The sequence below is a fragment of the Alistipes sp. genome, assembly GCF_048465575.1.
In the GTDB taxonomy this organism is placed as follows: domain Bacteria; phylum Bacteroidota; class Bacteroidia; order Bacteroidales; family Rikenellaceae; genus Alistipes.
On sequence record NZ_DBFWLG010000042.1, the window covers coordinates 159,669 to 174,087 of the forward strand.

Genomic DNA, 14,419 nt, shown 5'->3' on the forward strand with positions numbered 1-14,419 from the left:
CATCCCTCGAATGGGGCGAATGGAACGCCCCTGCCTTTCTTATTGGAAACCCAAAGCGCAGTAACTTTTTTAAAAAAAGTTACTGCGCTTTCTTCAGCCTTATCGAGCGGATCGGCTCCGGCGCCCCGCCGACCGGATGGCTCATTCGAAGGGCGGGATCGGGCAGCTCGTCCACACGCGACGGTAGAAGCCCGCACCTCGGGCCAGCTGTAATGGGACCCGAAACGCTCCGGATCGGAATGCGGGTTTCGCCCACGTTGTTCAACATCTTCACCTGCACCCGGCCGCTCATTTCGTGGCGGTAGATGACGAACGGGATATTGGCCGCCATCGGCGAGAGACGGAAGACAGGCCACCGCTCAGCGATCTGCTGCGGGTCCTCGTACCGGCCGTCGTAACCCTCGAAACGGAGCAGCGGCACAGGGCCACGATGTTGCCGTCGTGTCCGAAGCGCAGATCGGCGGCGGGTCCATCGCCTGCAACGACCCGGTCGGCCGGTCGAGCATCTCCTCGACGAGCACCTTGGCGTCGTATTGCGGAAAGCGGCGGTTGAGTGGCGAGGGACCGCGCGTGACGTTATACTCATAGTTGTCGCCACACTCAGCCAGTAGAGCTCGTCGGGCGGAAAGAGCGTCGGCGGCAACGGCCCGGTCGAACAGGTCCAGCAGATCGGTGTCTTCCCGGTCGTGGAGCAGCCACCGGGAGCCGTGGCGCCCGTAATGGCTGATATTGAACGGGGCGTAGCCCTCGGGAACGGGCGTGTACAGGGCGGGCGTTCCGGGTAGACGTAGTAGACTCCCCCGCCTTGTCGGGAATGGCGGCGATTTCGCGTCGCACTCCTGCACCGCGGTCGTCTGAACGACCGCGACCGAGAGGAGCAACAGCAATCGGCTGGAAGACCCGCTCTACACTATCTCCTACCACTTTCCGAAAACCCGTGGCGGAAACTCCCGAGGGGAACGCCGAGTGTCTGCAAACCATGTTCCGGGTGCGGGCTTCGGAGCCCTCTTGGGCGCTGATCGTCACCGTCACCGACCGTTTCGGCCGGGTCTATGCCCAAGCGATGGAGCGTCCCAAGGCGTTGTTCCACCTGCAAATGCGCTGATCCGGATTGGCGCTCAGCGCTTTTCGGGCGCCATGCCGAACGCCGTGAACTCGCTGACGCCGATCCGTACGCCCGGGGGCGCGCCGACGATCTCCAGCCTCAGGCGTCGTGCGGGCACGGCCCGAAAGGTCCGGTAGTCGATCAATAGGTCGGTCCGGTTGGCCGAGCAGTCCACCGCCGGGAGCCACGGACCGCCCTTGCGGGATTGATACAGCACCCGGTAGCGCACCGCGCCGGGCCGAATGCCCGCCCGGTGGTCGAGGTTGGGCTCGGCCCACAGGATACGCACTCCGGCCACGTCGTACGTGGCTTTGAGGTCGATCGTAAGCGTCGGAGCTGCATCTTCCGCCAACGGCTGCCACCACGAGCGGCAGTAGTCGTCGATGGCGTAGTCGGCCGTGCGCCCCGGCTCGCAGCTCGAAGCCCGGGCGATGGTGCGGACGCTGACGGGCAGCCACCGGGTCTCGTTGCCCAGCTCGGGGTGCGCCAGCACGCCCGGAGCGTGCTGCGGCAGATCGCGCGCCGGATAGCTGAAGAGCCGTCCCGCGCTGTCGATCCCGACGGGATAGAGACCGATGCGGCGCTCGAAAACGTGGTAGTTGCCCACCACCGAGGTTACGAATGCCCAGAGGGTGTTGCGGGGTCCGCGGACGATGCAGCCGTGCCCCGTGCCCGGCACCACGCCCGTGGTTTTGCGCAATACGGGGTTCGCCTCCTGGTAGGTGAAAGGCCCCAGCGGGGAGGCGCCCGTATAGGCGCCCAAGGCATAGGTCCCGTTGGCGGTCCCCGGTCCGGTGAAGGTCAGGTAGTAGCGGTCGCCGTGCCGGAACATCCAGACCCCCTCCATAAAGCTGCGCCGCGGATCCTCGTTGTACTCTCCGTAGCGTTCCCATTCCTGATCCGTGCGGGCCGCCGCCAACTCGCGGGGCGCGATCTCCATCCGCGTCGGGTCCTCCTCGCAAAGCCGCGTGCCCACCAGTTTGCCCCGGACATGGTAGTAGAGGTAGAGACGCCCTTCGTCCGAAAAGAGCATCGGATCGAAAATCCGGTCGTCGATGGCCTCGCCGCCGAGCGTTCGCACGGGCCCCAACGGCTGGAACGGTCCCAATGGGTCGTCGGCGACGTACAGTTGTGCGAAGCACCCCGTGAGGTAGAACCTGCCGCCATGTTCCGCCACGGTCGGAGCGTATCCGTCCCCGATCTGCTCGGGGGTGATCCGGTGCCGGGTCCAGCTTGTGAAATCCGTGCTTACATAGGCCATCGCCACGGAGGGGTACATGATCCACCGGCCCTTGTGGAAGAGGACCGACGGATCGGCCAGTTCGCGGAAATCCTGCACGCGCCCCTTGAGCCAGCGGTCCATCGAGGGGGAGGGGGAGGGTTTCTGCGTCCAGTTGCCCAGCGGGTAGTCGGGCAGCGGCAGCGGGTTGACGAAGGTTCGGGCGAGCGGTCCCGTCTGGCGATGCTGCGCCGATGCCGTCAAAGCGCAACAGACGAGCAGGGCCAGCAGGCAGGCGCTTCTCATCGCTGTTGCTCGCGGGCCGCTTTTTCGGCCTTTCTGACGACATCGTAACGCTCCGCGCCCAGAATCTCTGCGAGCCGCGCCCGGTACCGCTTGTCGATGCGGACCGCTTCGGCCTTGTCCCCGGCGCGGCGGGCTTCGGCCGTGCGGGTCTGGAACTCGCGGATTGCTTCGATAAGCTGCACGCGCTCGGCATCGGTTGCGGTTACGGCCCGAAGGATGGGGTCGAGCCGACGGGCGACGCTTTTTGAGGCGGAGGTCCGGCGCTTTTCGGCCAGCCGCAGCTCCCGGGCGGCCCGCTCGGCCCGCTCGACGGCCGCGTAACGCTCCGCGCCCAGAATCTCGGCGAGCTGCGCCCGGTACCGCTTGTCGATGCGGCCCGCTTCGGCCTTGTCCCCGGCGCGGCGGGCTTCGGCCGTGCGGGTCTGGAATTCGCTGATGGCTTCGATCAACTGCATCTTTTCCGCTTCAGTGATGGTTACGACCGTCTGGATGGGGTCGAGCCGCTCGCGAACGTTGTTCGGAATCTTCTGTGCGTGGAGTGCTGCGGCGGCAAGGAGGCCGGCCAGCAGGATCAGTGTCTTTTTCATGGTTTTATAGGTTATTTGTGCAGTGTTCCCGTGGCCGACCGCGCGACCGAGCCGTCGGGGCGGAGGGCCTCGAAACGGTATTCGAACCGGCTTGCGTCGTCGGGCAGTTCCACGGTATATTCGTAGGGGTATCCCGTCTTGTCCGTCACAGACCATTTGCCGTCGACGGCGTAGTGCAGGCGCGTGCGGACGAAACGGCTGTTGTCGGCCTCGTGCCATAGGTAGACGCTCCGCAGGCCCGCTCCGAAGTCGAGCACCACGGCGCGGTCCTTCTCGAAACCGACGGAGGTGTGGTTCGTGCGCCACTTTCCGGAGTCGGCGAGCAGTTTGTGCTGGAAGCGCGGCCGCACCTCGACCCCCTCGATCACCAGCGCCGTGATGCCCCGCCCGGCGAGGGGCACGGTGATGCGCCCCTCTCTCAGCGTCGCGCTGCCGGCGGGGCGGTTCTGTTTCCAGAGCCGGACACGATAGACTTCGGCCGGGTCCACGAACGAGGTGGCCGGGTCGAAAGAGAGCGTGGTTTCGATGGCCTCTTCGGACTGGTTGACCAGCGCCACGCAGAGTTTGCCGTTTCCATACGCGGCCAGGTAGTTGGCCTGCACGTCCGACGAGCAGATCATCCCCCGCGGCATGTAGGCCCGCACCCCTTTTTCGCCGTAGAACGTGCCCGGATGCGCGCCGTAGATGAAGCTGCGGCAGTAGGCATACCCCTCGGAGTACTCGACCGGAAAGTCGATCCGCCGCCCCGAAGCGTAGTAGACGTCCGAAAAGAGGTAGTCCCAGAGCATCGCCACGTGCGAGAGGGGGTGGTTGTAATGGATCGAGGTGTGGCCGTTGAGCTCGGCCTGCGGGCGCAGGGCGAAATCCGCGCGTTCGAAGGCATCGGTACGGCCCGCGTTGATGTGGTATCCCGGAAATCCCGCGTAGCGACCCACGACGGCCGAGCGGGCGATGTCGTGCAGGAAGCGGTCGCCTGTCAGCGCCGCGATGCGCATCATGAACGGCGCGTGGTGGGCCATGAAGATGGCCCGGTGGCCGGCGCTCGTGCCCGAGGATTCGGGCGTCAGGCCGATCTCCGACACTTTCCACGCCTCGACGTCCGCTTCGGGCAGGCGCATGTAGACGTACTTGGTCGAATCGCGGCGGTATCGGGGCACCACGCCGCCCCGATTGACGCGGACGGTGCCCTCGGGGATCACGGGTGTCATCCAGCAAAACTGCGCATAGTAGCGCGCCCCCTCGTGCGCCGCATCCAGATAGCGCCGATGGCCCGTCAGTTCATACATCCACAGCAGCTCCATCCACTGATTGGTAAACGAGGTCCAGAAGAACCATCCCAGCGAGAAGCGGTCGCTGTAATCGGTCTGCCTGCGCGCCACGCGCTCATCAAGGTAGCGATCGGCGTCGCGGACCGCCCGGACGAGGTATTCCCGCCGGCCCGTGGCGCAGTAGAGGGCCAGCGAGTTGAGCCAGCGATCCTCGTAGGAGAGGTAGTCCAGGTTCAGGCTGCGCACGGCTCCGGCATCGTAGAGCCGTCGGGCTTCGCTGAGGAAGTAATCCGAGCGGTCGCCCGAGTAGGTGTAGGCTGCCAGCAGGTCCGTCACGGGAACCCCGGGGCCGTTCAGGCGGCTGGAGGTGCCCTGCCCCTTTACCCGGTCGTTGGTCGAGAAGAGGAACCGCTCGCGCGAAAGTCCGTATTCGAGCATCGGGCGGGCCATGCGGCGGAAGATATGCTCGTCGTCCGTGAGGATGGCGGATTCGAGCGGATGGAGCCCCGAAATGTTCTTTACGGCACCCGGTACGTCGGTCGAGTAGTTGCAGCCGCGCAGCGAATCGATGAACATGGCGTGGGGGCTCAGGCAGTAGTCGATCATGTTCTCGATGGTGGCGTTGAGGTTGCAGACCGTGTTGCGGCGCAAGTCGCTGAAATGGCACACCTCGCGGGCGATCTGTTCGAAACAGGCGAGCAGCGGGGCGCGGCGCTGGTAGAGGTAGAATTCGAATGCGAAAGTTTCGCCCGCCCTCATCCGCGAGTCTCGGTTGCCCAGCACCGGAGCGAAGAGTATCGGCTGGGCGTCGCCCTCGCGGTTGCGGACCGTAACGCCGAATTGCGAGCTGCGGCTGTCGGGCGGGGTTTCGGTGAAAGGGATGTAGCGCGGATCGGCCACAACGGCGGTCGTGATGCCCCGGCGCGTCACCATCACGGCGGGTACCGACAGACGGAACGCCTCGGAGAGGAACGACCGGTTGGGAAAACGCTTCTCGCTCCATATATGCGCCTGCCAGATCTCGTCGGTCTGGTCGAGCGGATATGCCGGAGCCCCTGTGTACCCCACCGAGTACCAGCCCTCTCTGGTCGGCGTCAGCTCCATGCGTACCATTGGCAGACCGTGGGGCATGCGGCTGGCCGAGAGCGTGGTGCGGAGCGTGAACCGGGGCTGCGGTTCGAACTCCCAGACGATGCGGTCGCCCTCGTTGCGGGCGCTGCGGGCCGTGAGGCGGATGCAGGGCGCGGCCCGGAAATAGTCGGCCGTACGGTCCGGGCCATAGGCGCGGTCCGTTTCGGGGTCGTAGCCGTCCTCAACGTGCTGCGCGGGGTCGGCTACGAAGCGGTCGGGCCGGCCCCAGGTAGGGACATTGTAGAGCAGCCCCTGGGTCTGCCCCTCACTCGGACGGTAGCCGAAATCGCCGCGTCGCAGTTGCTTATCGGGGTTTTCGTCGCACGACAATACGGTGAATTCGGGTTTGTACTCCACGACGACGCCGTCGGCCGAGCGGATCCGGACCGTGGTGCCGTGCAGTTCGAGTACGTATTCCTGCGCGTGAGAGCAGGCTGCCGGCAGCAACAAGAGGAAGAGCGAAAGGATTTTCAGATTCATATCGGACGGTTTATGGGTTAGCGGATGTGGATGCCGAAGATCGCCGCCGGAACCTCCGTCGAGGGGCGTACGGCCCGGATGGTCAGCCGATCGGTCGTCAGCGGCCGCTCGGGTGTGCAGTGCACCACGGTCGCGTGGTTGTCCGCGACGTGCGCAACGGTGTGCCCCTCCCGGTCCAGGATGCGGAATTCGCGCAGGCAAAAGGGGACGATGTGCTCGGGATGGCCGTACTGCGACGACTCCATCGGATGATCGTAGTCGTTGTCCAGGTAGAGCGTGATCCGCTTCACGGTGCGGGGCGCGTCCCACACGAGCGTGAGCTCCGGGGCCTCCTCCGCTGGGTCGGCAGCCCAGGCGTTGGACGAAACGGTGGGACGGATATAGCCGTTGAGGAGATTTTCGGGACCGAAATCCTCGATGGCCGGGGCGATGCGCATGGCGATGTTGTGCCCCCCGGGCCGCCGCTCGGGACACCAGAACTCGAACTCCTCGAAGCCGCTCCCCGCGGGCGGGGTTTGCCGTCCGTGGTTGTTGACCTGGAGGTTGAAGCGGTTGAAGAGGGAGAGCACCCCCGTATACCGGAAATCGCTGGCGCCGATCTCGACCGCAGGGTTCGAGCGGAAGACGACGAAGCCGTACTGATCTTCCGGTACGCTCCGCTCGAAAGCGATGTCGACCTGTTGACGCCCCTCCGAGAGCCGGAGGATGCGGCGCTGAACGAGGCGATCCGGGGTGTAGTTGTGGGGGTTGCGTGCGACGTAAAGTTCCGCGGCGATTTCCGTGGGGGCGTCGGCTTTCAGCAGTACCCGGAACGAGTAGGCAGTCCCTTTTTTTAGGGGCAGCAGCTGGGCTGCGGAGTGATCCAGGCGAATCCAACGGCTGGAGAAAGGAATCAGACCGAGCGACAGGGACGACGAGGCGGCGATCCGGGCTTCGGCGGCCAGGTTGCCTTTGCGGGAGATCGGCACGAACGGAATACTCTGCCCCGCGAGGTTGAGCCGCTGCTGCAACTCCCGCATCCGGCGGGGTTCGAGCAGGTCGGCGGGGCGGCAGCGATGGGTGCGGCAGAGCGAGGCGGCCATGCCGACGGCCTGCCCGCCGTGGGCGGCCGTGGCCATCACGCGCGTGGAGCCGAATGCCACGTGCGAGGCGCTCATCAGACGGCCCGCCAGGAAGAGGTTGTCGATGTCGCGGCTCACGAAACAGCGGTAGGGTATGGAGTAGATGCCTTTGGAGTGGTACTGGTTGCAGCTCGGCAGCGGGGAATAGACCCCGTCGGCGGGGTGCAAATCGACGGCCCAGCCGCCGTACGAGACGGCGTCCTCGAACCGGGTTTGCTCCACGATGTCCTGCTGTCGGAGCATGTAGAGCCCTTCGAAGCGGCGGCTTTCGCGCTTTCCGGGGATGGTTCCGACCCACTCGAGGGTCATGTTTTCGGCTTCGGGGTACCTGCCCGAATTCTTGATATAGTCCCAGGCCCCGTAGACGATGCGCCATAACTCGTATTTGATCCGCTCGGTATCGTGCACGGTGTCGAGCTTGCCGCCGTATTCGAACCACCAGTAGTTGCAGCCCCACTGATCGGGGCGGATGTTGCGGTATTTGGGGATGACGGAGATCTCCCTGAGCGCAAAGTCCGGAGCCGTGAACCGCACGGGCCGGTCGGTGAACCGGGTGTAGAAATAGATGGTGTGGCCGAGCAGTTCGCCGTATTGCTCCGAGGGGGAAAATCCCTCGCCGAAGAGTTGCCGGTCCTCGGCGCCGAAGCGGTAGGAGGCTCCGCAGAGGTAGGCCACGATCCCGTCGCCCGAAGCGTCGCAGAAGAGCGGCGCCGCGACCCGGTAGCGGGTGGCATTCTGCGGGTTGAACGCCTCCACCGAGGCGATCGTGCGCCCGTCCGATTTGCACGCGTCGGTCACGACGGTATTGAGCAGCAGCCGGATGTTTTTCTCGGCGAGCACCTTGTCCAGCAGCAGGGCGTCCAGCAACACGGGATTTCCCTCGCGGTTGCGGTACATGTTCTCGACCAGTATTTCGTCGATCACGCCCCCTTCGCGGGCCCACCGATTGTTGTTTCCCATGTGGGAGGTGGCGCCGAGCACCCACAGCCGCACCTCGCTCGATGCGTTGCCGCCCAGCACGGGCCGGTCCTGGATCAGTACGACCCGCGTGCCGCCGCGTGCCGCGGTGATGGCCGCCGCGACGCCCGTCATGCCGCCCCCGACGACGACCAGGTCGGCGTCGATCCGTTCGCAGCGCACCTCGCGGCCTTTCGTTTCCGCTGTTCCGATAATCATAAACGGTTTTGTTTCGGTTTGTTCCTGTAATATATCACGGCTCCGGCCGCAGCCAGTGCGGCTCCCGTGCCGCATACGACCCCCTGTCCCGAGGATGCGGCCGCGCCCAGCGCGACGATGGCCGCTCCGGCCAGCAGGATACCTGCACCCGCCACGCGCAGGCTGTATGCGTTCTCGCGTTGCGATTCGGCGCGTTGCGTGGCGTCGGCACAGGGCGCATCCCGGCGGGCGGCTCGGTATTCGAGGTACCGCTGCGAGACGCTTCCCCGGCCGATCGCCCTCAGTTCGCAGAGCGCCAGCGCCGCGAACGGGAATCCGACGCCGAGGATCATCTCTTCGGCCCGCGTGAGCGAGAAGCCGAAGAGCGGGGGAGCGCCGAACTTGAAGAAGAGGTTGACCGCAAGGCTCAGCCCCGTCACGCCGAGCACCGTGCGGCCCGTCTGCCGGCGCGAGAAGAGCGACCAGACCACGGGCAGGTAGAGCGGTACTCCGGTCAGCGCCCCGACGCTGATGACCACGTTCACCACGCCGCCCATCCGGGGAATCAGCAGCGCGACCGCAACGGCCAGCACGCCGAACGCGATGGTCGAGGCGCGGGCCGTCCGCACCAGCGTGCGCTCGCCCGATCGGGGTCTGAGCCGTTTGAAAATGTCGTTCGTAAAGACCGCCGCCGAAATGTTGAGCGTGGCATTGAGCGAACTGGCCGTGGCGAAGATCATGCCTCCGAGCATCAGCCCCAGCAGCCCCGCGGGCAGCGCCTCGCGGCACATCAACAGGTAGGCGCCCTCGTCGTTCAGCCCGCTCAGCGTGGGATCGACCGCATAATAGATCATCGGGGGCAGCATCCACAGAACGGGGCTCAGGGTGTAGAGCGCTCCGAACAGACAACCCGCTTTCCGGGCGCTGCGGGGGTCCCGGACGGTCGTGTAGCGCTGGACATAGGCCCAGTTTCCGCCCAGAAAGATCGTGTTGTAAATCCCGAAAGCGATCATGAAATCCCAGGAGTACTCCTCGTTGGTCAGGTCGAAAAAGGTGTCGGGCACCTTGTCCTGAAATCCGGCCACGCCGCCCACCTCGTCGAATGCCAGCGGCACGACGATCGCCACCGCGGCGAAGAGGATGACGAATTGCAGCACGTCGGTTACCACCACGGCCCTCAGACCGCCCACCGTAACGTAGAGGATGCTGATGCCGCCGATGAGCAGGATGCACGCCTCGAGCGGCAGGCTCGTCGATACTTCGAGGATTTTGCCTACGGGGTAGAGGAACGATCCGGTGGTGAACAGGGATACGGCAAGGAACAGCAGCGTGTAGGTTTTCTGCACCCCGAGTCCGAGGCGGGCCGCAATGTATTCGGCGGCTGTGAGCGCCCCGGTCCGACGCCAGCGCGGGGCGATCAGAAGCCCCACGATGAGCCCGGCCGCGCACATCGTCCACTGGATCGTGACGGCCACCCAGCCCGAGGAGTAAGCGATCGAACCCCACACGACGAACGTTCCGGCCGAGAAGAAACCCATGAAGAGCGACAACCCGGCCATGCCCCACGGCACGGCGCCGCCGGCCGAGAAGAAATTTTTCATCGTCCGGCCGCTTCGGGCGAAGAGCAGCCCGGCGCAGAGGATGCCTGCGGTGAAGAGCGAGATGGCAATGTAATCGAGTGTCTGCATGGTTCAGGGTTTTGGGGATAGGGGTTCCCGGCTCAGGGTGTGGACCGGGCCCTCGATCTGGCGGCTGTCCGCGTCCACCAGGAAAAAGCGGTATTCGAAACGGGAGGCTCCGTCGGGCAGCGGAACGGAAAATTCGAACGGGAACGAGCTGTCCAGCCGGTCGCTCCACTCTCCGCCGTCGATGCGGTAGCGCAGGGCCGCGCGCCGGTACTGCCCGGCCGAGGAGGCCACATAGGCGAAGACGCGTTTTTGCAGGGCGCCTGCATTGAGGAGCATGGCCCGGCCGCAAGGCCCTTTCGCATAGTCGTGCGCCCACGCTTCGGTGCGTCCGAGCAGCTGCTCCTGGAATTCCACGCGCAACTCGGCGCCCTCGACGGCAAGGGCCGTCACCCCGTCGCCCGAGACCTCGATCTCGAATTCGCCGTCGCGCACCGTCACCGTGCCGGCCGGCCGGTTGTCGCGCCACAGACGGGCCCGGGTGCCGGAGGGAATGCGGACACGACGGTCGTCGAGCCGGACGGTCGCGACGACCTTTTCGGGACTTTGATTCGCAAAGGCCAGGTAGAGCCGCTCGCGTCCCGAGCGGGCCGCGAGGTAGTTGAGCTGCGGATCGGAACAGGCCGCGAGCCTGCGGGGCATCCACAGCGTCGCCTTTTGCCCGTAGAAAGTGCCCGGACGGTGTCCGTAGATGCGGCAGCCGAGGTTGGCGAAGGCCTCCACGGCAATGGCGGGGAAGCGGACGGCGCCGCCCGTGCGGACCTCGACGTCGGTGACGAGCCAGTCCAGCACGATCGAAATGTGGGGCCACACGTGGTTGTAGTGCATCGAATTGACATTCATCGACGCATGGGTGCGCAGCGGAAAGTCGGGCTTCTCGTAGGCCGTCGTGCGGGCCGTGTTGATGTGGTAGCCCGGGAAATTGGCGTAGCGGCCCACGGCGGCCCAGTTGGCGATGCGTTCGAGGAAGCGGTCGTCGGTCTTGTCGGCGATGCGGCGCATCGGGGCCGCGTGGTGGGCCGGGAATACGGCGCGGTGGCTGTAAGCGGTCGAGCCGCACTCGGCGTGCAGGCCGATTTCGGAGAGCCGCCACGCAGCGACGCGTTCTTCTTCGACGCGCATCGGCTCGCCCCACGGTTTCTGCTTGGGCGCAACGCCTCCGGCGTTGACCGTCACCTCCCCCTCGGGGATGGCCGGACACATCCAGATGAACTGCGCGTAGCGGCGGGCGCCGTAGCGGGCCGCTTCGAGGTATCGCTTCTCACCGGTGGCTTCGTAGAGGTCGTAGAGGTCGGGAAATTTGGGCGAAAGCTGGGTCCAGAAACTCGATGCGTTCTGGTGCTTGTAGTCGAACCGGTCCTGCACCGCGTCTACCGCCTCCAGGAGGTATCTATCCGCGCCGCGTTGCGCTTCGGCGAGGCATTTCCGCTGCCCGGTGGCCCGGTAGAGGGCCAGCTGGCCGCGCCAGTAGCGTTCGTGGGCGGGATTCGACCCCAGGCCCTTCTCCCGCTGCATCTCGCGGATCAGAAACGGCGACTGCGCCCCGGTGACTTCGTAGATCGCAGCCGCCTCGGAGGGCGGCATGACGGGTCTTCCCAGCGTGCTGGAGGGCACCTGCCGGTCGGCGCCCGTCCGGGGTTCCAGCGCGAAAAGCAGGCTTTCGCGCGAGAGCATGAATTCGTACATGGGCAGAAAGCGCCGTTCGTAGATGGCTTCGTTGTCGGTCACCAGGGCGATATTCAGGGGGTTGAGCGCCGAGGTGTTCTTGACCGCGCGCTTCACGTCGGTTTCGTACGAGCACCCTTTCAGCTCCTCGACGAACCAGCTGTAATGGCTCATGCCGTAGTCGATCATGTTGTCGAGCGTGGCGTTGAGGCTCCCCGTGGCATTGGTGCGCCGGTAACGGGCAAGACCGTAGAGGTGGAGTGCGAGGTCTTCGTGCAGGGCCGTCATGGAGCAGGGAGCAGCGAAGAGCCGCAGGCGGAACGTACAGGTGTCGCCGGCTTCGAAAAGGGACTCCTTGGCTCCGGGAACCGGGGCCCAGATCATCGGGCGGGCCTCGCCCGCGGCGTCGCGCAGCGCCACGCCGAAGCGCATCGTGCGGAAAGTAGGCAGCGGCTCGAACGGAAAATCGGCCGGGTCGGCGACGACGCCATAGCTCAGCCCGCCCGCCGTCACGGCTGCCAGGGGCATCGAGCAGAGGTGGTCGGGCGTAAGATAGGACTTGCCCGGAAAGCGCTTCTGGGTCCATACCAGCGGCTGCCACACCTCCTCCGCGTCGGCTGGTCGGATGGCGGGAGCTCCGCAGTAACCCACCGAGTAGCTGCCTCGGCGCCGGACATGGTACCGGTAGCCGATGCGCGGTTCGGTGTCGCCCGCGGGGAGTTCCAGAGAGGCGGTCAGTTGTCCCGTTTCCGTGGCGCGGAACCGGAAAATGGCCCTGCCGGGCAGCAGGTCCACCCGTTCGAGTTCCTGCCGCTCGGGCGTTCCGAGCCGGAAGAGGTCTGTTTCGGCGCCCCAGGCGCAAGTGCGGTAGTTTAGATTGTCGATCGTGCCCTGCTTCTCGATGCGCCGCATGGTGCATCGGGGCGCTTTTTCGTAGCGGAGGATCCGGAAATCGGGCCGGAACGCGACGCTGCGCAGCGAGGCCTTGTGGCGCAGGTCAATCCGGCCGTCGGCGAATACCTCGGCCTCGTAGCGGTCGTTCGCGTAGCGGCCCTGTCCGGCGGCCGGGAGAAGCGTCGTCGCCGCGAGCAGGGCGGTGCAGAGGATGCGAAGAGGTTGCATGGGCGCGTCAGTATCCGGGGTTTTGAGGCATGGGGTTGGTCTGGATCTCGATGGCCGGAACGGGCCACAGGTAGCCCTTTGCGGCGTTGAACGTGCGCTTCATGAAGAGCACCTTTTCGTAGCGGGTGGTGATGTCGTCCGGATCGGTGTCGTCGGTGACCTTCCTTATGGCATAGCAGTCCCCCAAAGCCTCGGGACCGATCTCCCAGCGGCGGATGTCCGAGTAGCGGAGCCCCTCGAGCGGGAACTCCACGCGGCGTTCGCGGCGGATCGCCTCCCGCAGTTCTTCGAGCGTGAGCCGGCGGCCCGCGAATCGCTCCTCGGCCTCAGCGACGGTCGGCATCCGCACGTCGCCCCGCTGGCGGATGCGGTCGACCAGCCCGGTCACCTCGTCGTAATCGTACTCCCCTTTTTCGACCAGCGCCTCGGCGAGCATCAGCAACACGTCGGCGTAGCGGATGAGCGGAAAGTCCACCTCGTCGTTGCGGTGTATCTTGTCGGGATTGGCGGCGTCGTCTACGAATTTCTGCGCCTTGTACCCCGTGTGCGAGGTCCCCGACATGTCCGCCACGGCGTCCACCTTGACGGTGTAGAGCAGCCGCGGGTCGCGGTTGGCGTAGGGCGCCGTATCGGTATAGCCGGAGAGCGGGTCGTCGTAGCGGCGCCCGTCGGTCATGCGGTACTCCTCGACCAGATTGTGGGCGATCTGAAAGGCGCCGTAGGCCGAGAGTTTGGTCCAGAAGATTCCCGAAAGCCCTTCGGAATCCTTTCCGGCGACGTACTGCTGGGTGAGGATATACTCTTTATTGGTCTTCTCGACGGCCGGCGTAAAGAGTTCGCGGTAGCTGGGATGCAGGTCGTAGACACCCAGTCCGATGACCTCGCGGCACGCCTCGACGGCCCAGTCCCACCGCTTGTTGTAGAGGCAGATGCGGGCCTTGAGCGCCAGGGCTGCGCCCTGCGTGACGCGGCCGTGGTCCGCGGGATTTCTGTATGTCTTCGGCAAGTCGCCGACGGCGTTGTCCAGGTCCATGAGGATGTTCATCATCACGGTCTGCCGGTCCACGCGGGGGCTGATCCGCTTCTTCAGCCCTTCGGGTTCGGTGCGGAAAGGGACGTCGCCGTAGAAGTCGATCAGATCGGCGTAGAAATAGGCGCGCAGCACGAGCGCCTCGGCAATGTAGCGGGCCCGGAGGGACGCGTCGTCGAAATGCACCCCGGGGGCGTAGGCGATGACTGTGTTGGCCCTCAGGATGCCCTCGTAGTTGCGCGACCATTTGTCGAGCGTGTATTTCATGTCCGAGGGGGTCTGCTCCATTTTCCAGATCAGCAGTTCCCCGTAACCGGGGTCGTTGCAGTAGGCGTCGTCGCCCATGAAATCCTGACAAAAGGGCTGGTTGCGGTCGAGGATCAGCGCCCGGTAGGTGCCGTTCAGCGCGTTGAGAATGTCTTTTTCGAGCCGGATGTCACCGGGGGTCATGATTCCGTCCGGGTCGCGGTCCAGAAAGTCGGAGCAGCTTCCCAGGCCCGAGAGGGCCAGACAGAGAAGCGGTATCGAGAGTGCTTTTTTCATCG

At 65.4% G+C, this 14,419-nt stretch carries 9 protein-coding genes; 1 reads left to right on the forward strand and 8 read right to left on the reverse strand.

The annotated features are described in order from the left end of the window. Positions 1 to 79: 79 nt before the first annotated feature. On the reverse strand, positions 80 to 421 hold the full coding sequence (locus tag ACMQ11_RS11630) for a hypothetical protein (RefSeq protein ID WP_418992942.1): 342 nt from the start codon (positions 419 to 421) through the stop codon (positions 80 to 82). Between the two features lie 516 nt (positions 422 to 937). Between ACMQ11_RS11630 and ACMQ11_RS11635 the strand changes: the two genes are divergently transcribed. Beyond that, a complete protein-coding gene (locus tag ACMQ11_RS11635; protein ID WP_418992943.1) occupies positions 938 to 1,105 on the forward strand; it encodes a hypothetical protein in 168 nt (55 codons plus the stop codon). A gap of 13 nt (positions 1,106 to 1,118) precedes the next feature. Here the strand turns inward: ACMQ11_RS11635 and ACMQ11_RS11640 are convergent, their stop codons facing one another. From ACMQ11_RS11640 to ACMQ11_RS11670, 7 genes are read right to left on the reverse strand one after another with little or no spacing between them, the layout of a single operon-like run. Then, positions 1,119 to 2,630, reverse strand: a complete 1,512-nt coding sequence (locus tag ACMQ11_RS11640) for a family 43 glycosylhydrolase (protein WP_418992944.1) — start codon at positions 2,628 to 2,630, stop codon at positions 1,119 to 1,121. Then, a complete protein-coding gene (locus ACMQ11_RS11645) occupies positions 2,627 to 3,217 on the reverse strand; it encodes a hypothetical protein (protein ID WP_418992945.1) in 591 nt (196 codons plus the stop codon). Before ACMQ11_RS11645 ends, ACMQ11_RS11640 begins: the two co-directional genes overlap by 4 nt. 11 nt (positions 3,218 to 3,228) lie before the next feature. Beyond that, positions 3,229 to 6,096 carry a hypothetical protein gene (locus tag ACMQ11_RS11650; protein ID WP_418992946.1) on the reverse strand — a complete coding sequence of 956 codons (2,868 nt, stop codon included), beginning with the start codon at positions 6,094 to 6,096 and terminating at the stop codon, positions 3,229 to 3,231. Positions 6,097 to 6,113: 17 nt separating this feature from the next. Continuing rightward, on the reverse strand, positions 6,114 to 8,393 hold the full coding sequence (locus ACMQ11_RS11655) for an FAD-dependent oxidoreductase (RefSeq protein ID WP_418992947.1): 2,280 nt from the start codon (positions 8,391 to 8,393) through the stop codon (positions 6,114 to 6,116). Then, complete coding sequence (locus tag ACMQ11_RS11660; RefSeq protein WP_418992948.1) at positions 8,390 to 10,060, reverse strand: sodium:solute symporter family protein; 1,671 nt, start codon at positions 10,058 to 10,060, stop codon at positions 8,390 to 8,392. The genes ACMQ11_RS11655 and ACMQ11_RS11660 overlap by 4 nt, the downstream gene beginning before the upstream one ends. Positions 10,061 to 10,063: 3 nt before the next feature. Next, positions 10,064 to 12,844 carry a hypothetical protein gene (locus ACMQ11_RS11665; RefSeq protein ID WP_418992949.1) on the reverse strand — a complete coding sequence of 927 codons (2,781 nt, stop codon included), beginning with the start codon at positions 12,842 to 12,844 and terminating at the stop codon, positions 10,064 to 10,066. 7 nt (positions 12,845 to 12,851) lie between these two features. Next, positions 12,852 to 14,417 carry a RagB/SusD family nutrient uptake outer membrane protein gene (locus ACMQ11_RS11670; RefSeq protein WP_418992950.1) on the reverse strand — a complete coding sequence of 522 codons (1,566 nt, stop codon included), beginning with the start codon at positions 14,415 to 14,417 and terminating at the stop codon, positions 12,852 to 12,854. Positions 14,418 to 14,419 lie beyond the last annotated feature (2 nt).

Excerpts from the sequence above, each read along its gene's own strand:
- ACMQ11_RS11670 (WP_418992950.1), bottom strand. The coding sequence starts at position 14,417 with ATGAAAAAAGCACTCTCGATACCGCTTCTCTGTCTGGCCCTCTCGGGC.
- ACMQ11_RS11640 (WP_418992944.1), bottom strand. The coding sequence starts at position 2,630 with ATGAGAAGCGCCTGCCTGCTGGCCCTGCTCGTCTGTTGCGCTTTGACG.
- ACMQ11_RS11665 (WP_418992949.1), bottom strand. The coding sequence starts at position 12,844 with ATGCAACCTCTTCGCATCCTCTGCACCGCCCTGCTCGCGGCGACGACG.
- ACMQ11_RS11660 (WP_418992948.1), bottom strand. The coding sequence starts at position 10,060 with ATGCAGACACTCGATTACATTGCCATCTCGCTCTTCACCGCAGGCATC.
- ACMQ11_RS11650 (WP_418992946.1), bottom strand. The coding sequence starts at position 6,096 with ATGAATCTGAAAATCCTTTCGCTCTTCCTCTTGTTGCTGCCGGCAGCC.
- ACMQ11_RS11645 (WP_418992945.1), bottom strand. The coding sequence starts at position 3,217 with ATGAAAAAGACACTGATCCTGCTGGCCGGCCTCCTTGCCGCCGCAGCA.
- ACMQ11_RS11655 (WP_418992947.1), bottom strand. The coding sequence starts at position 8,393 with ATGATTATCGGAACAGCGGAAACGAAAGGCCGCGAGGTGCGCTGCGAA.